A 24,600-nucleotide genomic window follows, 5' to 3' on the forward strand; every position below is an offset into this window, starting at 1 on the left:
AAAAATATGTGAGCCTGATTACTTTTACTCATAACTACCCACTTTAATTGCTTTTAATTTCCTCACGGACAAATGAATTTTTCTTTAAAACGCTATAGGTTTGAATAGGCATTGCAATTGATAAACCAAATAAACTGATACATGTGGCAAGGATAACTCCAGAGCTACCAAGGTTAAAATAGCTTACAAACACTACTGAAAGCGGAATATTTATTACGGCACCGACTATAAAAAGCCACATCTGTAATTTGATTTTCCCTACACCATTCAAAAAATACATGTAGATATCGCCATAAATTCTAATCAGGACAAACACTCCCGTTAAAACAATCAACAAATCGCTGTAATAAAGATCCTCTCCAATCCATAAATATAGAATTTCCTTGGCATAAATTACGGTGAGAATCACAATTGCTATGGCAAAAACAAACACGTAATTAAGTCTTCTCAGCACACTTTTGATCCATTCAAAATCTTTATTTAGAAAAGCTTCCGTGTATAAGGCCCACAATGGCGTTAATATTAGCGCACTAAACACTAGAAAAATCTGAAATAATTTAAGCACGTTACTGTAGGTAGTCACCTCTGCCGGCCCCAATAAATAGGAAATGATTAAATTATCTGTGGTCAAAATAATGACAAGGCACACTTGAATTATAAAAAACTCAAATCCGATGCCCATAATATCTTTAGTCTTTGTTCTATTAAAATATTTTGGTGAGAGCACTAATTCCTTCTGCCTCTTAAAGAACACATAATTGAAAATCAAACTGATGGATACGTTGGATATGCCATAGATTAAAGCCACATTAATTAAACTCAAATTGGAATATTTCAGTAAGGCGATAAAAACCAAAAAGATTATCAAATTGGTTAAAAACAACGAGAGCTCTACGATTGCCGACTTTTGAATGGCGTAAAACAACTGTTTGTAGAGACTTAAAATGAAGTTAAGAAAGAAGGAAACTAAGGTTATTAAGAAGATTATCTTAACCGTGGATTCATCCAGCTCAGCATTTAAGATACTGCTTAGGTTTAACGTCCAAATTAAAATTCCAGACACCACTAGAAACAGAAGCGCAATTAAAAAAATAGAAATATAGGCTGTATTGATGTATTGGTTGGCGCTTAAAAAGTCTTTCTTAACCAAGGCGGTGGTTATGTTGTTCTTAACGCCATTTCCGATGCCTAAATCGAGATAATATATCCACCCAAATATGGAAAAAATAGTCACCCACACGCCATAATCCATAACACCCAATCCTTTAATCAATAGAGGAATGGTAAGATAAGTAACCAAGATTGCGCCTGCTTTAAAAACCAAACCATAGGACAGATTCTTTTTTAATATTTGGTTTCTAATATTCATTCAGACTGAAAATACGTTAACTGCTTTAGTGAGATGGCAAATCAAAATTTAAATCTTACGCTACAACCTTAAAAATTGATTTTGATAGTAATTTAGCAAAAAGAATGCTTTGTAATGAAGCAAGTAAAACACGAATGCAATTGGAAATCAATACACAACATGTTTAAACCTGGTTTTTAGGGTTCAAGTTGTAATGGTCGTCTTTTAAATTCTGAAGACATACCTCCAAACTCTCTCTCCAATACTTTGGCTCGGAATTAAACGTCTGTTTGATTTTGGCATTATCCAACACACTAAACGTTGGCCTGTTTGCTGCTGTCGGAAAATTATCTGACGCAATTGGATTGACCTTGATGTCTATTTTACTCATATCAAATATGGCCTTTGCGAAATCATACCAACTGGCAACCCCTTCATTACTGTAGTTATAAAGCCCAAATTCACGACTGCTTGTAGCAATTAACTGCACAATAAAAGTCGCCAAATCTCCAGCATATGTTGGTGTCCCAATCTGATCATTTACGATTTGGAGTTGTTCCTTTTCCTTAGAAAGCTTTAGCATGGTACGCATAAAATTGTGGCCAAACTCACTATACAACCAAGAAGTTCTAATGATAAAATGCTGATCTAAAACTGAAATAACCTCTTGCTCGCCCTGCAATTTGGTTTTCCCATAAGTATTTAAAGGCCCAGTAGCATCATTCTCAGTATAAGCTCTATTTTTCTCACCATTAAAAACAAAATCGGTAGAGATATGAACCAATTTGACGTCATGCTCTTTACAGGATTTTGCTAAGTTTTTTGGACCAAGGACGTTAACCTCATTTGCGATATCATCTTCGGATTCAGCCTTATCTACAGTGGTATAAGCGGCACAATTGATACACCAATCAATTTTATTTTTTCCAAAAAACTCTGAAACATGTTGATCATTGGAAATATCCATGATAGTTCTATCAACAAAAATGAAATTCAGATTTGGGTATTGATCAGCAATGGCATGTATACAACTTGCCAATTGCCCTTTTCCGCCGGTAACAAGAATCCTTTGTCTCACTTGAATAGCGTTTCAAAAGTTGGAAGTTCTTTATCTTTTTCTGAAATAATCAATTCCGATTCTGGAAATTGCCAATTAATATTTAGTGTTTTATCATTAAATATAATGCCACTTTCAGAGGCTTTATCGTAATAATTATCGCATTTATAAGAGAAAATAGTATTCTCCTCCAGCACTAAAAATCCATGTGCAAATCCACGAGGAATAAACAATTGTGTATTATTCTCCTCACTCAAAACCATGGTTATATGTTGACCAAAAGTTTCAGACTGAGGTCTAATGTCTACAGCAACATCTAGGACACTTCCTTTTATAACTCTCAATAATTTGGCTTGTGCAAGGTCTCCTTTTTGAAAATGAAGCCCTCTCAGAACGCCTTTTTGAGATAAAGACTGATTATCTTGAATAAAATCGATGGTTAGCCCTGTATGATGTTGAAAATCTTTCTTATTAAAACTCTCAAAAAAATAACCTCTTGTATCTACAAAAACCTTAGGTTGTATGATGTAGCAGTCTTTGAGGTGTGTTTCTTTTATTTCCAAAATTCTTATTTTAATCCTTTAAATGAGCTGCAGCAATAACGCGTCTTACAAATCTACCTTTCTACTGATATAACAAAAAAAGGCAACATAAAATGACTTGAAGTGAAGGCTCTAAAAGGTTCTTTTAGTATGATTTTTAAGATATCGGTTTAATGATAATACAATTAACAGTAGAATTGCTAAAATTAAAAACGAACTCGGCACCAAGAATTTATAACTTTTTAGAAGCCCTTTATCGCGCACGCCTTTTCTCGGAAAATCAGATATCACGTTTAAAATGCTGGACTTATTTCCGCGTTCTTCGTTAAGTTCTACGAGCCCTAATTTCAATTCTTCCATTTTATCAATCAATGCAAGCTCCTTGTTTTTTTGAGTCCCATTTTCACCAAGACTAATATTTGTGCCTTGTAGCGGACGTTCAGCCTCTTTAAGCATGACTTTTTTGTACAGTAACTGCAACGAATCTATTTCTGCAATTTGCTTTTTATACAGACTATCCTGAAGTTTGATATTACTATCGCTAATGTCTTTTTGCAGATTGAAATAGCTGTTATTTGATATAGAAGAAATAATGGCCGGCTGAATCTTTTTCGCAATACTATTGTCTATTGCTGTTACCGAAATGGTATGAAAACGTGCCTCCAGGGAGTTAAAATTCGCCAAATAAGCCTTCATATCTATCGCCTTTTGGGTGGTACTATCCAAACTACGGATAAACTGATCAAATAATATGATTTTCTGATTTTCGTCGGAGTAAGATTCTACGCTAAATTCCCTAATAGATGAAGCATCTTCATCGGTTATATCTAAGGCTTCAGCAAGCGATACAAAATCTTTGGCTTCCGCAAGTTCATTATAAAAAGCGATGTTATTGTAAAGCTGTTGAACACTATTAAAGTTAGGTTCAATAACCATGGTTGAAATATACTCAGGTTCCTTTTTTATATCAATAATGGCTCCTACAATTACCCCAACGACAATTACAATAATGAATTTCCAAAAATGCCTTTGGATGAAAAACAAAAACAACAGAATAACCTCAAATATACCTTTAAAAATCCGCCCTAGGAATCTAAAAAAGCGTTCAAAAAGCCGACCAATGGCATTAAATATTTGGCCCAGATCAACCTCTTCATTTGAGGGCTGTTGTTTTCTTAAATCTTCATCCATAACTGCGATTTAACTAAATATTTGTTGCAATATTTTTCTTGTTATGAGATAGGTTGGTTTGACGCCCGAAGTTCCCAATCCACCAGAAGCTAACGTACTCCCCGTTTCTAAAGGATTATCACTCGCGTAATACGCATATCTTACCTTAACATTAGGATTGATACTTCCTCTCACTTTTGAAGCCGCCTGAATGGCCTTTTGATAATGCGCGCCTTCCATTTCCAATCCGATGACATTCCACGTGGAATTGAAAAAGAATTTCAAGATTTCTTTGTTTTGAAGCGATGTTCCTAAAACAGTAATCATGGAACCTTCATAAACATTGATGCCATGACCTTCTAAATCAGACTTTGAAAGCTCATTGTCAAACGGATAATTATCTGCTGTACCTTCAAATATATGCGCGGACGGAATCATTATATCTCCTTTTCCACCTTCTAAAATTCCTGCTTTTCCCATGATGGAAATAGAATCTATATTCAGGTGAATTTGCTTGTCCTTGAGTTTAATCGGTTTTAGCAATTCATCAATGGTTTCATAAGCTTGCTCACCAAACGCATAATCCATAACGAAAAGTACGGGTTTTTCTGAATCATCCAGCATTTTAACGCCCTCTAAATCTGTTTTAAGAAAATCAATCTTAGCGGTATCAAAAATTTGAACGTCTATGTTGGTTCCTGAGGTATCAGGAATGTAAATCATCCCTCTTTGCAGTGCTTCTTTAGTAACCTTATTGCGCAATTCTTGATTTTCCTTTTGGCTTAAAGCTTCATAAACTTCAAAAATATCCTTTTTAGACGCTAAAGGTTTTAGTGCTTGCGGCGCAAAAAGCGAATTCATAACACTATGCATGTTCGCACTAATCACGTGAATAGGACGCTCAATAAGGCCGTTTTTCATTAACGCATCCTTTATGGTGTCTGCCCAAACTTCACCGTGAATATGGTGCCCTAATCGCTCTCTTAGCACCGGACTGAAGGTTACCGTACGTTTATTGTTATTTACAACCTCTTCAATAGCCAATTTCCCAAGCCAATACACTAAATGTAATAAACGTTCAGGCTGGTTTGGCAATGCGAAGGCATTATAAACTTCAGTTAATTCATTGAATGTTCTACCTAAAATATTTGCGGTATGGGTAATGGCAACCTCTCTTGCCTCTTGGGTTAGTTCCTCATTGGAAAGTACCGCCTTTTCTAATTTTATCCAATCCCTGGTGGTTGTTCCCTGCTCATCCACAAGGACGCGCTTGCTAATTTTATGGGACTCCACAAACATAAACGTCAAGTGGGTGAGAATATCATAAATTTCTGAACGACCACGCGTAATTTCAATGTTCATTTGCTCGTCGTCAATTCGGAAACAGTTACGTCTTCTTTTTGGTGGAATGATTACCTTAAAATGCGAATTGGTATAGCCTTCATCACTGGTAAGGTTAATGAATGTACACTCTTCAATGCCGTGTGGCAATCGATCAACTACATAAAGTAACCCTTCCAATTCCGCTTTCTCCTCACCGATAGAACCATAAATTTCTGGTCTTAAAAGCAATAAGGATTCGCGAAGTGTTTCACCAGAAATGCCCATAGGTTTGTAAAATCCGCGATTAAACAAATGGCGCATTGTTATATACATTCTTTCAATTGCATTTGAGCTCTCCTGAGCTCGCGTTCTCGCATGGTGTTTTTTATTACTCATAGTTGGTATTTAATCTATAAAGATAGGATTAATTCGTTAAATTTTTTGCGATCAAAGCGTCTGCAATCTTACGGTCATTGGAAAGTCGAGGGATCTTATTTTGTCCTCCCAATTTTCCTATTGATTTCATATAATCTTGAAAACCATTCTTTTTTACCACGGTGATTTTTAATGGTTGAAGTACTTTACCTACAATCAAATCAACATAATAACTGTTTTGTGCTTGTAATGAACTTTCAATTTTTTCTGCCAATTGATCAAGGTTTTCAGGTTGGTTCTCAAATTCGATAAACCATTCATGATACGGCAATCCGCTTTTAGGGTTGATTTCCGGCGCCACCGTAAATTCAGAAACCTGTACAGTTGTGCCTGCAACCGCTTCTTTTAAGGCCTGCTCCACTTCTTTACCAATAACATGTTCACCAAACGCTGAAATAAAATGTTTAATGCGTCCTGAAACTATAACACGGTAAGGCTTTAGTGAGGTAAACTGAACGGTATCTCCAATATTATACGCCCAAAGACCAGCAGTTGATGAAATAATCATCACATAATTGGTGTGTAGTTGTACGTCTTTGATGGTAATTCGCTTAGGATTTTCATCAAAAAATTCGTCAGCCTTTATAAACTCATAGAAAATTCCTGAGTTCAACTGAAGCAGCATTCCTTTTTCCTTTTGTTGATCTTGATAAGCAAAGAAGCCCTCACTGGCTGGATAAAGTTCGATGCTATCTACCTTTCGGCCAATAAGACTTTCAAATTTGGCGCGATACGGTTCATAATTAACACCTCCAAAAATGAAGAGGTTGAAGTTCTTAAACACATCCCCAACCTTTTTGCCGGTTCTCTGATTTATCTTTTCAAAATACATCTGTACCCATGAAGGAATCCCTGAAATAACAGTCATATTTTCTGGCAATGTTTCAGTGACAATGGCTTCCACTTTGGTTTCCCAATCTTCAATACAATTGGTTTCCCACGACGGCATTCTATTTTTCTGAAGGTATTTAGGCACAAAATGCGCTACAATTCCTGATAAACGCCCTAATTGAACTCCATTTTTTTCATTCAAAACTGGACTTCCCTGAAGGAAAATCATCTTGCCATCCACAAAATCGGCATTGCCAGTTTCAGCAATATACATGAGGATGGCATTTCTTGCCGCCTCAATATGCGTTGGCATACTCTCCTTTGTGATGGGAATATATTTAGCTCCCGACGTTGTCCCGGAGGTTTTTGCAAAATAAATAGGCTTGCCTTTCCAGAGAATATCATGTTCACCGGCAACAACGCGCTCTACATAAGGTTTCAGATCTTCATAATCGCGAACAGGCACACGTGAAACGAAATCAGCATGTGTTTTAATGCTTGAAAAATCATGATCCTTACCAAATTGCGTCTGTTTAGCGACAGCAATTAGGTTTTCAAATACCTTATGCTGTGTTTCTATAGGGTTATTAGCCCATTTTAAAACGGATTTTTTAATAATAAACGCAAAAGGTTTAGCAAGAGCTGATTTTATTGAAAACATTACTTAAAATCGATAAAATTGGTTGGATTGATAGGGTAACCTTTACTCCATAATTCAAAATGCAAATGCGGCCCAGTGGTATACTCTCCGCTATTTCCCGCCAAGGCAATAACCTCGCCTGCTTTTACAATATCGCCTTGCTCCTTGGTTAAAGACGCATTATGTTTATATACGGATATCATTTCATAGCTGTGCTCAATAATTACCACATAACCTGTTTCAGTAGTCCATTCTGCGAAAATCACCGTACCATCCGCCGTCGCTTTAACAGGGGTGTTTTTGGCAACAATAATGTCTACCGCATAATGCTTCTCCTTCACATTATAGCCTTCTGAAATCGTTCCGTTTACAGGCGGAAATAAGACAAAATTTGAAGCGTAAATAGCCGATTCAAAAAGGTTGTATTTATCTTCTTTATCTACTTTTTCACGCAATATGGAATCTTGCTTGGTAGGTCTCACAGTAAGTTGTCCGGATTCTTCGTTAGCAGCATTCAATATAGAATCCTTGTTGAATTCAACAGTCTTAACATCGCCGCTCAATACACGTTTTATGGAATTAAAATACTTGTCATTAACATCAATAATCTTTTGCAAGGAGTCCGTTTTAAAACTAAGCTCTGTGGCCTGCTTTTTTAATTTAGCAGAAGAATATCCTGGAATAAACTCTCTGAGTGGCGTAAACGCAATTAAAAACGTAGTAGCGGCTACTAGTAAAATAGTAGATAATGATACGATTACGAACACGTTTAAACGTGTTAGTTTTATAGCGAATCGCTCTTCAAAGGTATCTTCATTAAGCACGACCAAGCGGTACTTATGAAGCAATTTTTTAGCGAATTTCTTCTCTTTTTTTCTTGTTGTCATGCTGAACAAAATTAAATAAAATTAAGGCAATCTTTTGCGTCTTTCATCTAAAGTTTGTTTTTAACGTTTAATTTGAAGTTTAATTATTAAATTTGCAGTTCAAATTAAATGTTATGATAGCATCAAGTATTTTTTTAGCAATTGGAGTATGGCAAATAGTAGTTGTAGTTGTACTGGTATTATTGCTTTTTGGAGGAAAGAAAATTCCAGAACTGATGAGAGGTTTGGGAAGCGGTATCAAAGAGTTTAAAGATGCCAGTAAAGAAGATGGTGATGAGCCAACTAAAACTGCAGACAAAAAAAGCTAATTTCAAATTTAGACTATAGAAAAAACAAAAGAGCCAACTGATTAAGTTGGCTCTTTTTGTTTAAAGAATTTTAATGGATTTTATAATGGCTTCCATCTCAAAGATATTGTTTCGCTTTTCAACAGACGGTGCAAAAACATAACCTTCAATAACCAAGAATCGGTTATTCACTTTGTCTTCAATAGCATAATTGATAAATGGTCCAGACATAAAGGCGTTTTTAACGTCCCAAATACCTTTAGTTTCATAGGCTAATTTCCCATCAATCTTTGTTTCGTATAAATATGGCGTGTAAGCTTCTTCTGTGATCATATAGGAGCCTTCTACAGGGCCAGGAATATGAACTTGACCAATGGAGTCTCTCATTCTTACAATATCCACAATAGCACTATCCCCTTTTTTGATAGTATTCAATGGCACTTCATAAATAACGATGTCCATTGTTCCCGTTGGGATATCCTTACGGATCCAAAAGAAGTCCTTCTCTTGTTTGGCTATTCTATAAGCTGTTTGGAAGTTTAATTTTACACCCAATTTCTCTTGAAGTGGCGTATCATCCATTAAAGAAATTCTAATTCGGCGTTGGTTTTCCTTTAACTCTTCCTTTTTGAAGGCAGCAATAATTTCATCCCCATGAGTTTCAAGCTGCTCATTAATTTCTTGGTCTGTTTTACCTGAAACCACCACGACAGTTTGAGGTCTTGCGTACACGTCATGCTTAATTACCATGCCTGCAGGTCCTCCTTTTTCAATTTTAAGAATGGTTCTGCTCTTAGTGGCAAATCCATCAAAAACAACCGGTGGCATTTGACTTAACGAAAACAAAGGCTCCTCCTGATTCAAAGCTGGCACTGGTGCAGCTACAACATCTCTAATAGTTTCACCTACGCTATCATCCCATAATAAGTTATCTACCACCACTAAAAGGGTGTTAATGTTTCCTGAGGATGATGATATTATTCGCTGATTTTTACCGTCGTTACACGAGGTGAATAATAGCAAAGAAAAGGCAAGAGCGTAAATGATTTTCATGGTTTAAATTTTAAAATTAAAAACACTTAACGAGAAACTTTAAGTGTTGTACCTACTTTTAAATTAGTACCACTAATATCGTTCCAATCTTTGATATTTTGAATAGAAACGCCCGGAAACTTTCTAGAAATGCTCCATAAGGAATCTCCTGACTTCACTTTGTATGTTTTTGCTGAACCTGACGAACTGGATTTAGCACTTGAATTGCTCGCTACAGCGCTTACAGGCTTTGCTGATATTGAGGCCTTTGAATTATAAACACTTAAGCGTTGCCCAATTTTAAGATTGTTACTTCGCAGTCCATTCCAAGCCTTTAAATCTGAAACCCGCACTCCGTATTGTCGCGCAATTTTACCCAAATTATCCCCAGACCGGACGGTGTAAGTGGATTTGGACTTCGATTCCAATATCTGAACAACTGGTTTTTCGCGTTTATTCAGTTCGTTGGTCACGTACTCATAAATACTTGCTTCGTTATTTACAAACTTACCGACGGCGTGTTTTGGAAGCCTCAAGGTGTAATTTTCGCCTTCAACAAATGGAATAACATCCAATTTGTAAGATGGATTTAAAAACTGAAGTTCCTCCATTGGAAGTTCCAACAATTCCGAAACCTGATCCAAACTAATGGTTTGTTTCACGTGGATAGTATCGGTTTCCATATATCTAAAGTTCGGCTTATGCTTTTTAAAACCGTGCTCTTCAGCATATTCAAAAATGTACATGGTAGCTAAAAACGCTGGCAAATAACCGGCAGTTTCACGTGGTAAATGTGGTCTGATATTCCAATAATTTTCATATCCACCAGAACGACGGATGGCTTTACTAACATTTCCAGGACCTGAATTATAAGCGGCTAACGCTAAATCCCAATCGCCAAAAATCTCATACAGTTTCGCTAAATATTTACTTGCAGCTTCGGTAGATTTTATAGGATCACTACGATCATCAACATAACTGGTCACATTTAAGCCGTACATTTTACCTGTTCCGTACATAAATTGCCATAATCCTGTTGCTCCAACGCGCGATTTTGCACGAGGTTTTAATGCTGATTCTACAATAGCCAGATATTTTATCTCTAAAGGCACATTATAGTTATCCAATTCCTTTTCAAATAAAGGAAAGTAGTATTCACTTAAAGCCATTAAACGCTCCATGGAGTGACGTCTATGTTTTAAATACGACTTGATAACGCTTTCTAAAGATGCATTATACTCAATATTAAAAGGCGTTCTGGCGCTTAGCTTTTTCAAACGTACTTTTAAGGTATCAGTTGGTAACTCAGGATAATCAATGGCATCATATTTCAAATCGGTAACAGATTGATAAATACTATCAAACAATTCGTTACCATAAAGCTCATCAAGCCACTTTTGGTCAATTTCAGAGGCAATCTTTAAATCCTCAATTTTTTTTGATTTTAAGGAATCAGCAACGGGTTTTATTTCCTTTACGGCCCCATGTTCCCCATCGCTAATGGAATCAATCTGAACTGAAACAGTTTTATTTGGTGCTTTGGCAGCGTCTTTTTTTGGTGTTTTTCCTTGCGAAAAACTAAGACCACATACACATAAAGCGCCAAAGGTTAGAGATACTATTTTTTGGTTCATTAGTATGGTGTTTTATAAATCAACGATTTGTAGATTAAAATCGTACAATAATATTTAAAATGATGGTATAAAACAACAATTTAACACAGTTAACTGCGTTTCATCGGATAAATCCTACTTGTCGTCTATACCATCACTCTTCTAAAATTTTCAGAAGTTTAAGGTTGAAAAGCTGTTATTCCAAAATTGCAGCAATTCCCGGTAGCGTTTTACCTTCCAAGCTTTCTAACATGGCACCACCTCCGGTACTCACATAACTTACTTTATCTTCAAAGCCAAATTGTTTCACAGCAGAAACAGAGTCACCGCCACCTACAAGAGAAAAAGCACCGTTTTTAGTGGCTTCTGCGATTGAATTACCAAGTTCAATAGTACCGTTGGCAAAATTCTCCATTTCAAAAACGCCTAATGGGCCGTTCCATAAAATGGTTTTGCTTTGTAGTACGACGTCATGGAAGTTTTTAATAGATTCTGGACCTGCGTCCAAACCTTGCCATCCATCAGGAATATCAGTTACTTTTACAATTTGCGTGTTGGCGTCATTACTGAACGCGTCAGCAGCCACAACATCTACAGGCAGGTGAACTTTAACGTTTTTAGCTTCAGCCATTTTTAAAATTTCCAATGCCAATTCCATTTTGTCATCTTCACAAATAGAATCACCAACGCTGCCACCTTGCGCTTTAATGAAAGTAAAGGTCATTCCACCGCCAATTATTAAGTGGTCTACTTTATCTAATATATTCTCGATAATAGTGATTTTTGAAGACACTTTTGCACCACCAAGTACAGCTAAAACTGGTTTTTCACCAGATTCCATTACCTTATTGATACTTTCTATTTCTTGCGCTAATAAGTAGCCAAAACATTTCTTTTCTGGGAAAAATTGAGCAATAACCGCAGTTGAAGCGTGCGCTCTATGCGCTGTACCAAAGGCGTCATTGACATAAATGTCTCCAAGTTTAGATAACTTTTCTGCAAAATCCTTATCTCCTGCCTCTTCTTCCTTGAAAAATCTTAAATTTTCAAGCAATAGAATTTGGCCCGGTTGCAAATTATCTGCAGCAGCTTGCGCTTCTTCACCGATACAATCTGAAACAAAAATGGTTTCTACACCAATAATTTGTTCCACGTTTTTTAAGATATGCTTTAATGAAAACTCTTCCTGAACACCTTTAGGTCGTCCTAAGTGTGACATTAAAATACAACTACCGCCATCTTCCAATATTTTGATAATCGTTGGTTTTGCTGCAGCAATTCTTGTATCATCCGTTACATTAAATTGCTCGTCCAAAGGCACATTAAAATCTACTCTAATAAGTGCTCTTTTATCTTTAAAATTGAAGTCGTTTAAGGTTTTCATTGGTATTTCTTTTTTATAAAATGGAAACAAATGTAACTATTTCTAAAACGATAAAAAACGCAATCGTTTAGGAATTGGAATTCCAGCATCGTTAATGAAAAAAAATACATAGTTTTGTGCCATGCAATTCAGTACTGTACTAGGACAAGAACACCTCAAAAATCATTTGACACAAAGTGTCGACAACGGACGCATTCCGCATGCACAATTGTTTGTAGGCCCGGAAGGTTCAGGGACATTATCAATGGCTATTGCCTATGCCCAATATATACTTTGCGGTAATAAAAATTCAGAAAATACAGGTGGCAATGAAAGTTGCAACTTAAAATTTCAAAATTTTGGGCACCCAGATTTGCATTTTGCATTTCCGGTAGCGACTACAGAAAAGATTAAAAAACACCCTGTTTCAAGCCATTTTATGGAGGAATGGCGCCAATTACTCAAAGAGCAACCTTATGGGAATCTTTTTGATTGGTACCGCATTTTGGGCATTGAAAATAAACAAGGGCAAATTGGTGTTGATGAAGCTCTAAATATAGTTAAAGCTTTGTCGCTTAAATCTTATGAGGGTGGTTATAAAATCATGCTTATTTGGATGGCAGAAAAGATGAATACTTCTGCTGCCAACAAGCTTCTGAAGTTAATTGAAGAACCGCCTGCAAAAACTGTCTTTATTTTAATTGCGGAAGACGAAGCACAAATTATCAACACGATAAGATCCCGTTGCCAAGTGTTACATTTTCCACCTTTAGCGGAAGCCGTAATTATTGAAGCATTGCAAAAAAATTATCAACTGGATGAAGCAACAGCTACTAAAATAGCACATCAATCTAATGGGAATTACAATAAAGCCTGCGATTTAGTCTACCAAGATTCTGAAGATCTTCAATTTGAAGAATGGTTTGTCTTTTGGATTAGAAGTGCATTTAAAGCGAAAGGCAATAAAACAGCCATTCATGATTTAATTAGCTGGAGTGAACAAATTGCTAAAACAGGTCGTGAAACACAAAAACAATTTTTACAATTCTGCCTCGATTTTTTCCGACAAGCGCTATTGATGAATTACAATGCCGATGCATTGGTGTTTATGGAGCCAAAAACGAAGAATTTCAAATTGGAAAATTTTGCGCCTTTCATCCACGAAGGCAATATCATGGACATCAGCAATGAACTTGAAGATGCCATTTATCATATAGAACGTAATGGAAATTCTAAAATCATTTTAACCGATTTATCCATAAAACTCACAAGATTATTACATAAAAAAGCCAGTTAAATAACTGGCTTTTTTTATTCTTATAGAACGCTAAATGTAACTTGCATTCAGAATTTCATCACTTCATTAACGTTGTCCTTAGTTCTTTTTAACTTCAGCATTAAGAGCTTCAAGAATCTCTTTAGTTAAGTCATTACTTTCTTTACCATACATCACACTACCAGCTTCATTGCTACCTAAAATATAAGAGTAACCGTTCTTTTCGCCGTAATTCTTAACAAAGCTTCTTACATCTTTAATAAGGGTGTCAATTTGAGCTTGACTTTTAGATTGGATTTGTTGCTCTTCCATTTGAAATTGCTGTTGGAAACGTTGGTATTGTTGTGCCAAAGCTTGGTATTTCTCCTGAGAACTTTTTTGAACCATTTTAGGATCGGCTGCTTGCATCTCTGCTGCTTGCGCTTGAAAAGATTGACCTATACTATCAACTTTTTTATTGAATGCATCTATTTCAACTTGAAACTTAGCTTCAATATCTTTCTTCTTTTGATAATCGTTAATCAATTTGCTGTTATCAACAAACCCAATTTTTGTTTGCTCTTGACATGATGACAACATCACTAAAGTTAATAGAGCGATAAAACCTTTTTTCATTTTTATGTTTATTAGAATTTTGTGCAAATGTAGCAAAGTCAATGAGAAAATAATAAAAATATGTGATATAGGTTTATTTAATGAGAACCGGATTACCTATTAATTATATCAATCAAAAACGGATTTATAGGAAAGAATTTAAGGCTGTTTTAAAAATTCTCAATATAAATTCCTTTATAAGCGATTGAAACGCTCTAAAAACGCCTTAAATTACGTTTAAGCCTTCTTTATGACGTAAATTAACGAGGAATACTCTCCAGAAGCACTTGCCTTCATATTTGAGCGCCATCCATTCCAAAAACCTTTAAAATAATTCATACGGCCCGATTTATATTTTTCAGAAAGCAAGCTGACGTAAAACGCATCAAACTTCATTGGTAGAATTTCAACAACTTTCAAATCTACGGTTGTTGCCAATTTTGAAATCGCCTCCTGACTAAAATGCCAAAGATGTCTTGGCACATCATAAGCTGCCCAATACGCTTTATACATTTGCGCATCGTAACTTTTATAATTAGGAACAGCAATGATTAATGTGCCGTCAGCTTTAAGAAGATTTTTAAACGTCGACAAATGCTCATCAAGATTTGGCAAATGTTCCAATACATGCCAGAGTGTAATCACATCAAAACTGTCGGGTTCAAAATTGAAAAGTTTTTCCGTATTATAAACCGAGTTTTGCGTTTTTGAATTTGCTATGGCGCGCGCTTGATCATTTGGTTCAATCCCTGAAATTTTCCAACCGGCTTTGGCAGCTACTTGTAAAAAATCGCCGGTACCACATCCTACATCGAGTAGCGATTTTGAATCTGTAACGACACTTTCAATGAGCTTTAATTTTCTTTTTAAAGCGATTCCTTTCACAAAGTGATAGGCCTTTTCAAATACATTTCGTTTGGCGTCCGTATGGGAAATATAATCTTCGCTTTTATAATATTCAGGTAATCGGTCTTCAGACGGTCTTGGAAAAGTTTCGAGCATTCCCAATTCTTCATTCAACAGCAATTCAAAATCCTCTCCAGAAACTGAATGATCTTTTACTTTTATATAGACTTTTTTCTGATTTGAATTGGACACGTTTATGTATTTAGGAGCTGAATGAGGAAGCGAATTTAAGAAATAGAATAGATTTTTAATAGCAGTTGATGAATACTTATTCAGAGAATACATTAAACACCTTCTCCCCTCTATCATCTCAAACTGTTTTTCAATTGGATATTTTAATATGAAGGATCACTAATATAAAATCAGAATGCATTAAAAACCACTTAAAATTTTCAAAGTGATTCAACACAATATACAATTCAAGCCGTTATTTTGACGAACTGCACTCTTCAATGTAATTCTAAATCGTATTAAAAAAAGTGAGATTTGCACATTCAATTTTATCAAAATCATCGCGCCTAAAAAACAAATCACCTTACGTATTAGGATTCCCTAAACCGTAAGGTGATGTTATTTTTATATTGAAATCATACGATAAGAACTTCGAATTTTAACTTCCGTCCTTACGCATTTCAGAACAACAAAATGTATTACAGAACAGAATAATTCCGCATTAAAAATCGTACGTTCCACGTGGAACATCTGAATTCTATTTCTAATTTATCTGCCCATATAAACTAAAAGCACCGAAACATCACTTGGCGAGACACCGCTAATACGAGATGCCTGCGAGATAGATCGCGGCTGTATTTTTTCTAATTTCTGACGTGCTTCAATACTCATAGATTTCAATTGAGAATAATCAAAATCGGCTGGAATTTTAAGATCTTCTAAACGATTTAATTTATCTGCATTATTCTTTTCCTTGTCAATATATCCAGAATATTTCACCTGAATTTCCGTCTGTTCTATAATTTCCTTATCGAGATCATGTTCTTGAATGTACGATTCAACACTATCGATTTTACGAATATCATCCATTGAGATGTTCGGTCTTGCAAACACTTTAAACAACTTCCCCGATTGATTTACCAAAGCCGAATCATTTGCTTCCAGAATCGGATTTATAGATACAGCAGATACGCTAGTGTTCTTAAAAAACTCAACAAAAGATTCCGCTTTAGAATGCTTTTCTTCCATTCGTTTTAGTCGCTTTTCACCAACTAATCCAAGTTCATAACCTTTTGGCGTCAATCTTAAATCTGCATTATCTTGACGCAATAAGGTTCTATATTCAGCTCGTGATGTAAACATTCGGTACGGCTCTTCTGTACCTTTCGTAATCAAATCGTCAACCAATACACCAATATACGCTTCATTACGCTTTAAGATAAATTCATCTCTCTCCTGCACTTGAAGCGCTGCATTTATACCAGCCATCAAACCTTGAGAAGCCGCTTCTTCGTACCCCGTAGTTCCGTTAATCTGACCTGCAAAAAACAGACCTTTTACCAACTTCGTTTCTAAAGTATGCTTCAATTGTGTTGGCGGGAAATAATCATATTCTATAGCATAACCAGGTCTGAAAAACTTCACTTTTTCAAAACCAACTACTGAGCGCAATGCTTTAAATTGAACATCTTCTGGAAGTGATGTAGAGAATCCATTCACATATACTTCCACAGTATTCCAACCTTCAGGTTCTACAAATAATTGATGACGATCCTTTGTAGCAAAACGATTAATCTTATCCTCAATAGATGGGCAATATCTTGGTCCGGTACTTTGAATACGTCCATTAAACATAGGCGAACGATCAAAACCTTCGCGCAATAAATCATGCACTAACGGACTTGTATAACTCATATGACAATCGCGTTGGTGTGTCAATGGTTTGGTTACATCAGAAAAGGAGAATTTCTCCGGCACAGCATCTCCAGGTTGCACCTCCATTCTAGAATAATCTAAAGAACGTCCATCAACTCTTGGAGGCGTTCCGGTTTTCATTCTACCAGATTCAAAACCTAATTGCACCAATTGTTCGGTTATTCCCGTAGCCGCTCTTTCACCTGCTCTACCACCACCAAAACTCTTATCACCAATATGGATTAATCCGTTCAAAAACGTACCATTTGTAAGTACAACAGATTTCGCTTTGATCTCTAATCCTAAAGAGGTTTTTACACCAACAACCTGATCGTTTTTAACAATCAAACCCGAAACCATATCCTGATAAAAATCAAGATTAGGCGTTCGCTCCAACATCAATCTCCAGTCTTCAGCAAAACGCATACGGTCACTTTGCACCCGCGGACTCCACATAGCAGGGCCTTTGGATTTATTAAGCATTTTAAACTGAATAGCCGACGTATCACTCACAATTCCACTATAACCACCAAGCGCATCAATTTCGCGCACAATTTGCCCTTTCGCAATTCCACCCATAGCAGGATTACAGGACATTTGTGCAATATTCTGAAGATTCATAGTGATTAAAAGCGTAGCACTTCCCATGTTGGCAGCAGCAGCAGCAGCTTCACTACCCGCATGACCTCCACCAACAACAATCACATCATATTCGTTTTCAAACATAGTTTGTAAATTTTAATTCTTAAATGTTCCACGTGGAACACTACCCGTTTTAACCTCCAAATCAACTTTAAATTTAGAAACCCAAATTGCAGCCCTTGTCAAAAAGGTCAAAATAAAAGTTTGCAAATATACGTTGATTCACTGAAACTTAGCCCAATTGGGAGATGTAGAAATTTTCTTTCGAGCGCATCTGAGCCTCGTCTTCTTCCGTTTTATCCTTATATCCACAGTAATGAAGTACGCCATGAATCATCACTCGGCTTAATTCATTATCAAAACTTACACCAAATTCCTCAGCATTCTCCTTAACACGCTCGATAGAAATATACACATCGCCGTTAATTTGTTTGCCCATAGTGTAGTCAAAACTGATGATATCAGTTAACGTATCATGCTCCAAAAACTGAATGTTCAATTCCAAAAGATAGGCGTCATCGCAAAAAATATAATTGATTTCCCCCTCATTAAATCCTTCATTCTTGATAGCACCTGCAATCCAATCAGACAATGCAAGTTCGTTTTCTAATTGAAATTCTGTTTCGTAGTTAAAGCTGATCATTCTCTTTTTTAAAATAGTCTTGAACCTTTTTCTTGTAAAGTTGCTGCAAAGGTAATGCTTGCCTATTTAATATTTCAGTAGTATTAAAATATTCTTTAGCCGTCGGAATCTGATTATTGGTCGTATTATCAAACTGCCTCCTATTGGTATTGGACTCTCGCTTTTGCTCTTCACCCTGTAAAAACGTCGCGTTTTCAAGTTTAAGCAATTGGTGTTGCAAATTCATCATCCGTTGTAAGGTTTGATTCGTAAACCCCTTATTTATGAGATCAGATTCTATGCTTTCCATTTGCTTAAGGAGTTGCGTGCCTTGGGCATTGTTCCCTAATTCACGCAGTTTTTCTTCTAAGGCTTGACGCAATTTTTGCTGCTCTTGATAGATACGATAAAGCTCACCATTCAGACTTTCAGAAGAGCCCTCACCAGTACCATCACCCTCTCCAATAGAGCCTTCTTTACCACCTTGACCTGATTTACCTTCGCCCTCTTTTCCATCCTTACCCTCACCTTCCTTACCACCTTCGCCATCTTTAGATTTGCCCGTATTAGCCTTTTTAAGACCTTCTTCCATCTGTTTGTTGAGTTCCTCCTGACTCATGATGATATCGGGCAATTGCATACCGCCACCGCCGCCTCCCTGACCTTGTCCTTTTCCCGACCCTTCTCCTTGTCCTGGATTCATTTCCGATTCCATATTATCAAGAATATCACTCAAAAAACTAGCAAGATCATCCGTTGCAGTAATCGTGTATTGTTGCGTTGCCACACCTTGGTATAACATGTTTTCTGACAGTTGGCCCATGGACTTATCAATATTGAAGAACACCTCCGTGATTTTCGTATTCACGTCCTCTGACAGTTTGGGTTGTCGCAATGATAATGCAAAAAGACTGTCGTCTATATGCTCAAAATGTTCTCTTAAACTGCTTTGCTTACGCAGGAATTTGCCATATTGATTATGGTTGATGTGAATACTTTTAAATTGTTTCATCAAGGCTTCCTGATCAAAAGAAAATAACACCAAATTATCCAAAATCTGACGTAACATAGCGGCATCTTCCTGTAACTGCTCCTTTCCTCCACCCATCATAGATTGCGCCATTTTAGCACTCATCTGTTTCATTTTCTTTGAAGCATCTTGTTGCTTTTTTTGCGCATCTTTTTGTTTCTGTTCAGCACCCTTCTGATCATTTTTCTTCTCAGAAGCTTCTTTCTTTTCAAGTTGGTCAGAGGCTTCCTGCTGATCATTTTTGATTTCATTTTCTGTAGCAGGATCTTGCGGCACATCCATCGGTTTACGTAAAGCTTCGTTTTCTTTTTGAAGTTCCTTCAATTCTTTTTGAAAATCCTCAAATTGTTTATTGAGCTCATCCTGCTTTTCCTTGGTATTGGAATCCTTATCTTCCTTTGACAACTGCTCCTGATCTTCCGCTAATTTTTCAAGCTCCTGTTGTAATTTTTCTGTCTTCTTTGCCACATAATAACGCTTGGTCAACTCTAACAGTTGCTGTAACCTTTTTTGTTTATTTTTATTCTGTTTTGCCAACTGATCCAACCTTTCAGTCAGCTCCTCTTTTTGGATTTTATCTTGAATTTTCTCAAGCTCCTTTAAAAGTTTTTCATCCTTTTTAAGTTGCTCTTCATTATCTTTTAATCGTTCTTTCAAATCTTCCTTAAAAGGATCTTTTTCAGTAGTGTCCTTTTGAAAATTCTCAAGGTTTTCTTTAAGGCGCTTATTGAAATTCTGCATCATTTCCTCCTGCTGTTTCTGACGCTTCATAAAATTCTCAAGCTTCTTTTTATCGCTAAAATTGAGTTGCTCCTTTTCCTTTTGTGTTTTTGACAACTCCTCCAATTGCTTATCCTGAAGCTTTAACTTATCTAATGATTTGTCTAAATCTTTTATGGTTTCACTTTGTTCCTGCAATTGCTTGCGCTCTTCCTCGCCTTTCGTCAACTTTCGATAGGTAAACACACTACTTTTAACGGATTTGTGGTTGTGAATAGCATCATTATCAAACACTTGGAAGTACAATTCGTAATTAACACCTTCCTCCAATTCTAAATTATTTGGAAAAGCAGTGATAAATTCAGTAAAATTTGATGTGCTGATAGGAATAGATTCCATCTTCGTATCAGCTTCATTTTCCGAGTTATAATACATCAATTGCAGCTTACTTAAACCATAATCATCACTCGCTTGGCCATAGAAATAAAGCGTTTGCTGGTCAATAGTATCTCTTTCAACCTTTACATTAAGTTCAGGATAACCATCCTTAATCACCTGAATACTATATGCGAGATTCTCATAATCTTTAAGCGATGCATTACTTGTAACGATAGTATAATCCAAACGTGAAAACACCCGTTTAGAGGCTTCAAAATGGCCAGCGCTTTTCTTTTCAAAACCTACAGTATCATTGGCATACATGACCACTTGATCCGTAGAACGGGTTTTGATTTTCCAAGTGATATTGGTTCCTTCAGGAATCGTAGTATTCCCAGTACTTTTCAAAACTTCATCCGCCCTATTGGTATACGCCGGATAATCTAAAACCATTTCAAAATTGACCAAAGTAGGTACCATCACCACGTTTAACTGATACGGTTTTGAGACGACTTCATTCGCAGATAGTGTAAATGTAACGGCATCTTTTATCTGCGGAAACACATATTCAAAAGTACCCGGAGTGGATTGTCTTAAAAAATAGGTTTCGCCAGCGTAATGAATCTGCGCGTTCTCAGGAACAATTTTTCCGGCAGTTTTCACGACCAATTTATAATCTTTATTTTCTACAGCTTGCAAATCGTCATTCACCACAAAAAATTGAAAAGGAGCCGGTGGCTCGTAAGCCGTTTTATAATTCACTACGCGTTCGTAGCTATCACTAAACCAATTGAAATGTCCAGTTAAAAATGTCAATAATAAGATTGCGACAGGAATGGCAGCATATTTTAAGTAAGCGACGTTTTTTCTAAAATTAACGGCTCTTTTAAAAGGGATGGGTTGCAATTCGGCCGATTTCTGTTCGATGCTGGCCAATAATAATTCTGATTGTTCTGTGTTTCTTTGCAGTTGCAGTACATTCAGTAATTTATCGCTCACCTCAGGAAAATGTTTTCCTATTATTTTTGAAGCTTCATCGTAGTTAATCCCTTTTTGAAGTTTGAACAGTTTTGATAATGGCCACAATATAAATCGCACAAACAGTCCTACTTCTACCGCCACAAAAACCCAAAATAAAATGGTTCTGGCCGTTGGATTCAACCACAAAACATATTCAATAAACAAGGTTATCAAAAAATAGAGCAACCCAATAGCGAAAAACAGAATACTGCCTTTTAGCAATTCATTGGTATAATACCGCCTGATAAATTGCTCAAGTTTATTCTGTATGTTCTTGAAATTGTTCATAAATGGTTTAGAAGCACTGACTATATAACCTACTAAATTACAATTTTATTTTAAGCTAAAATTCCCCTTGAGAGATAAGCTGCTGTTAATTAAATTCAGGTTTGGAATGTTTTGTACTAAAAGAGACGTTTTACAAATCGAAATTTTAAATTTATTCACATGCCTATGTTAGCTTTCATCAATTGAGACCAATTTTAGGATTATACACTTTTGGACTCTAAACCTGCCTCGAATCTTCCGGATTGCATTTGAAAAATCTATCTTTGTATTCTTAAATTAAACAAAATGACTGATCAAGTTCGTGTGCGTTTTGCACCAAGTCCAACAGGGCCACTTCATATTGGTGGTCTCCGTACCGCATTATTCAACTATTTATTTGCCAAAAAACATAATGGTACCTTTGTATTGAGAATTGAAGATACAGACCAAAACCGTTATGTTGAAGGTGCTGAACAGTATATTATTGACGCTTTAAACTGGTGCAATATTCCTTATGATGAAGGTCCAGGTAAGAACGAAAAACTTGGTCCTTACAGACAAAGCGAGCGCAAGCATATGTATAAAGAATACGCTGAACAATTAATTGCTTCGGGTAATGCTTACTATGCGTTTGACACTGCTGAGAGCTTGGAACACCATAGAAAAGATCATGAATCAAAAGGGAAAACCTTTATTTATAACTGGCATAATAGAAATTTACTATTGAATTCCATTTCATTATCTGCTGAGGAAACTCAAAAAAAATTAGATAATGGAGAAGATTACGTCATCCGATTTAAATCGCCACAAGACCAAACTTTACAATTAACGGATATTGTTAGAGGTGATATTAGCATTGATACGAATATCTTAGATGATAAAGTTTTATTTAAAAGTGATGGGATGCCAACCTACCATTTAGCGAATATTGTTGATGACCATTTGATGGAAATTACGCACGTTATTCGTGGTGAAGAATGGTTGCCTTCCCTAGCCTTGCATTTTCAATTGTATGATGCATTTGGATGGGACAGGCCTCAATTTGCGCATTTACCATTATTGCTTAAACCTACCGGAAAAGGAAAGTTAAGCAAGCGTGATGGCGATAAATTAGGATTCCCAGTATTTCCTTTAGAATGGCAAGATCCTGAATCTAATGATGTTTCACGTGGATACAGAGAAGACGGCTACTTTAATGATGCCTTGGTTAACTTTTTAGCATTTTTAGGATGGAATCCAGGTACGGAACAAGAGTTATTCTCAATGGAAGAGCTTACCCAAGCTTTTGAATTGGAACGCGTCCACAAATCTGGAGCACGTTTTGATCCTGATAAAATTAAATGGTTCAATCATCAGTACATGCAAATGCAAAATGATGATGAATTAGCGGAAGCTTTTAAAAATAGTACACCACAATTAGCATCCATTGATGTAAATTATGTGGCTTTGGTAGTGGGCATGATTAAAGAACGCGCCACGTTTATCTCTGATTTTTGGGATTTATCGTCCTTCCTTTTTGAAGCTCCCACAAGTTATGATGAAAAAGCATTTGCTAAAATCATGAATGACGATACCCGAGAACTGATGAATGAATTGGTTCAAATTATCAATCACAGTTCAGATTTTACGGTTGATAACATTCAGGCTGATGTGAAAGCATGGATTGGTGAAAAAGGTGTCGGCTTCGGTAAAGTGATGCAACCCTTAAGATTAGCGCTAGTTGGTGCGATGCAAGGTCCTGATGTGTTTGAAATCATCTTTATGATTGGAAAAGCAGAAACCGCACAACGTATTGAAAAATTGGTTCAGACCATATAATTCAAAAGGTTTAATATAAAAAGGCTTAGTTTTCAATAGGTGAAACTAAGCCTTTTTACATTCTAGGAACGGTAAATTTTTACTCTAAATAATTAAAATGTGATGATCGCCGTTAACGCAAGCATGCTCTGATTCCCTTTAAACTTACTCTTGTTTGTTTCTCCAGCAAAGTTTTCATTATTCAGCTGATTCAAAATATTGGTAAATCCGTACATATATTGTCCTCTCAATTTAAACGACGGAAAACCAGCAGAAACACCAATGGCACCGTTCACATTAAAAGGAGAAATCTTATAAATATCCTTTGCCGTAACGCGGCTATAATTTTCAATAATATAATTCTCCTGATCTTTATTTTTCACCTCTAAATCGCCATTATATTGAATCATAGGGCCCAAATCAATGGTAACATACTCTTTTACAACCTTAACATGAACCAAAAATGCCACTTGCGCGGTCAACATCGTAAAATCAACTTCCTCTGGAGCCTCTAAAAGTGTCGGTTTGGCCATTATACCAAGTCTGTTTTCAGTCAATTGAATGTTATAACTTACCGTGTACCACTTGTGCGGCAACTCCACACTTGCAGTAAGTCCGCCAATCCAACCTTGACCACTCTTAGTAATAAAATTATCTGTTTTTATATCAAACTGTGTAATACCACCATAAAGACCGAGCGTATTTCGTGTTCTTACAGTTTGTTGTGAATACGAATGTGTAACAGAAGCTACACTTAAGACGACTAATAAAATAATTAGTTTATTTTTCATAAGAATTGAGATGTTTCGTGAGACAAATTTCGATATTTTTTTTAATAAATTCCTCAATTCATTGAAAAACAATTAGTCTGACACTTAGCTTTTTGAAGAAAATGCATGTTTCAGGATAATTATAGTTTAATTTAGTATTTTACATAGTCTAACCCTTAAAACT

19 protein-coding genes are annotated in these 24,600 nt (G+C 36.2%); 3 read left to right on the forward strand and 16 right to left on the reverse strand.

Annotated elements, in window-relative coordinates; all coding sequences use genetic code 11:
* Positions 1-43: 43 nt before the first annotated feature.
* The 7 genes from Q0947_RS06195 to Q0947_RS06225 form a co-directional block, all read right to left on the reverse strand.
* Positions 44-1,369 carry an MATE family efflux transporter gene (locus Q0947_RS06195; protein WP_299393647.1) on the reverse strand — a complete coding sequence of 442 codons (1,326 nt, stop codon included), beginning with the start codon at positions 1,367-1,369 and terminating at the stop codon, positions 44-46.
* A 163-nt stretch (positions 1,370-1,532) separates the two neighbouring features.
* Complete coding sequence (gene rfbD / locus Q0947_RS06200) at positions 1,533-2,426, reverse strand: dTDP-4-dehydrorhamnose reductase (protein WP_299393652.1); 894 nt, start codon at positions 2,424-2,426, stop codon at positions 1,533-1,535.
* Positions 2,423-2,968 carry a dTDP-4-dehydrorhamnose 3,5-epimerase gene (gene rfbC, locus Q0947_RS06205; RefSeq protein ID WP_299393655.1) on the reverse strand — a complete coding sequence of 182 codons (546 nt, stop codon included), beginning with the start codon at positions 2,966-2,968 and terminating at the stop codon, positions 2,423-2,425. Before rfbC ends, rfbD begins: the two co-directional genes overlap by 4 nt.
* 111 nt (positions 2,969-3,079) lie before the next feature.
* Positions 3,080-4,138: a hypothetical protein gene (locus tag Q0947_RS06210; protein ID WP_299393660.1), complete on the reverse strand. Its 1,059-nt coding sequence runs from the start codon at positions 4,136-4,138 to the stop codon at positions 3,080-3,082.
* Between the two features lie 9 nt (positions 4,139-4,147).
* Positions 4,148-5,836, reverse strand: coding sequence for a hypothetical protein (locus Q0947_RS06215; protein WP_299393663.1), 1,689 nt, complete (start codon positions 5,834-5,836; stop codon positions 4,148-4,150).
* A 28-nt stretch (positions 5,837-5,864) separates the two neighbouring features.
* On the reverse strand, positions 5,865-7,367 hold the full coding sequence (locus Q0947_RS06220; RefSeq protein ID WP_299393668.1) for a GH3 auxin-responsive promoter family protein: 1,503 nt from the start codon (positions 7,365-7,367) through the stop codon (positions 5,865-5,867).
* Positions 7,367-8,233 (reverse strand): M23 family metallopeptidase, encoded by an 867-nt coding sequence (locus Q0947_RS06225; RefSeq protein ID WP_299393673.1) that lies wholly within the window; start codon positions 8,231-8,233, stop codon positions 7,367-7,369. Before Q0947_RS06225 ends, Q0947_RS06220 begins: the two co-directional genes overlap by 1 nt.
* Positions 8,234-8,346: 113 nt before the next feature.
* Between Q0947_RS06225 and tatA the strand changes: the two genes are divergently transcribed.
* Positions 8,347-8,541, forward strand: coding sequence for a twin-arginine translocase TatA/TatE family subunit (tatA, locus tag Q0947_RS06230; protein ID WP_299393677.1), 195 nt, complete (start codon positions 8,347-8,349; stop codon positions 8,539-8,541).
* 60 nt (positions 8,542-8,601) lie between these two features.
* Here the strand turns inward: tatA and Q0947_RS06235 are convergent, their stop codons facing one another.
* The 3 genes from Q0947_RS06235 to Q0947_RS06245 all read right to left on the reverse strand — a co-directional run bounded on the left by Q0947_RS06235 (position 8,602) and on the right by Q0947_RS06245 (position 12,549).
* Positions 8,602-9,573, reverse strand: coding sequence for a DUF4837 family protein (locus Q0947_RS06235; protein ID WP_299393682.1), 972 nt, complete (start codon positions 9,571-9,573; stop codon positions 8,602-8,604).
* 26 nt (positions 9,574-9,599) lie between these two features.
* A complete protein-coding gene (locus tag Q0947_RS06240) occupies positions 9,600-11,186 on the reverse strand; it encodes a lytic transglycosylase domain-containing protein (RefSeq protein WP_299393685.1) in 1,587 nt (528 codons plus the stop codon).
* A gap of 175 nt (positions 11,187-11,361) precedes the next feature.
* Positions 11,362-12,549, reverse strand: a complete 1,188-nt coding sequence (locus tag Q0947_RS06245) for a phosphoglycerate kinase (RefSeq protein WP_299393690.1) — start codon at positions 12,547-12,549, stop codon at positions 11,362-11,364.
* Between the two features lie 121 nt (positions 12,550-12,670).
* Between Q0947_RS06245 and Q0947_RS06250 the strand changes: the two genes are divergently transcribed.
* Positions 12,671-13,825: a DNA polymerase III subunit delta' gene (locus Q0947_RS06250; RefSeq protein ID WP_299393693.1), complete on the forward strand. Its 1,155-nt coding sequence runs from the start codon at positions 12,671-12,673 to the stop codon at positions 13,823-13,825.
* 78 nt (positions 13,826-13,903) lie between these two features.
* On the opposite strand, the gene Q0947_RS06255 is transcribed toward Q0947_RS06250, so the two are convergent.
* From Q0947_RS06255 to Q0947_RS06275, 5 genes are all read right to left on the reverse strand, one after another.
* A complete protein-coding gene (locus tag Q0947_RS06255; RefSeq protein WP_299393697.1) occupies positions 13,904-14,419 on the reverse strand; it encodes an OmpH family outer membrane protein in 516 nt (171 codons plus the stop codon).
* A gap of 216 nt (positions 14,420-14,635) precedes the next feature.
* Positions 14,636-15,502, reverse strand: coding sequence for a class I SAM-dependent methyltransferase (locus Q0947_RS06260; RefSeq protein ID WP_299394976.1), 867 nt, complete (start codon positions 15,500-15,502; stop codon positions 14,636-14,638).
* A 522-nt stretch (positions 15,503-16,024) separates the two neighbouring features.
* Positions 16,025-17,896, reverse strand: a complete 1,872-nt coding sequence (gene mnmG, locus Q0947_RS06265) for a tRNA uridine-5-carboxymethylaminomethyl(34) synthesis enzyme MnmG (protein WP_299393702.1) — start codon at positions 17,894-17,896, stop codon at positions 16,025-16,027.
* A 148-nt stretch (positions 17,897-18,044) separates the two neighbouring features.
* Positions 18,045-18,455, reverse strand: coding sequence for an rRNA maturation RNase YbeY (gene ybeY, locus Q0947_RS06270; protein WP_299393706.1), 411 nt, complete (start codon positions 18,453-18,455; stop codon positions 18,045-18,047).
* On the reverse strand, positions 18,442-21,870 hold the full coding sequence (locus Q0947_RS06275) for a DUF4175 family protein (protein WP_299393711.1): 3,429 nt from the start codon (positions 21,868-21,870) through the stop codon (positions 18,442-18,444). Before Q0947_RS06275 ends, ybeY begins: the two co-directional genes overlap by 14 nt.
* Positions 21,871-22,155: 285 nt before the next feature.
* Between Q0947_RS06275 and gltX the strand changes: the two genes are divergently transcribed.
* Positions 22,156-23,667, forward strand: coding sequence for a glutamate--tRNA ligase (gene gltX, locus Q0947_RS06280; protein WP_299393716.1), 1,512 nt, complete (start codon positions 22,156-22,158; stop codon positions 23,665-23,667).
* A gap of 92 nt (positions 23,668-23,759) precedes the next feature.
* Here the strand turns inward: gltX and Q0947_RS06285 are convergent, their stop codons facing one another.
* Positions 23,760-24,437: a hypothetical protein gene (locus Q0947_RS06285; RefSeq protein ID WP_299393720.1), complete on the reverse strand. Its 678-nt coding sequence runs from the start codon at positions 24,435-24,437 to the stop codon at positions 23,760-23,762.
* Positions 24,438-24,600: the final 163 nt, after the last annotated feature.

The organism is uncultured Gelidibacter sp. (assembly GCF_947500795.1).
GTDB lineage: Bacteria > Bacteroidota > Bacteroidia > Flavobacteriales > Flavobacteriaceae > Gelidibacter.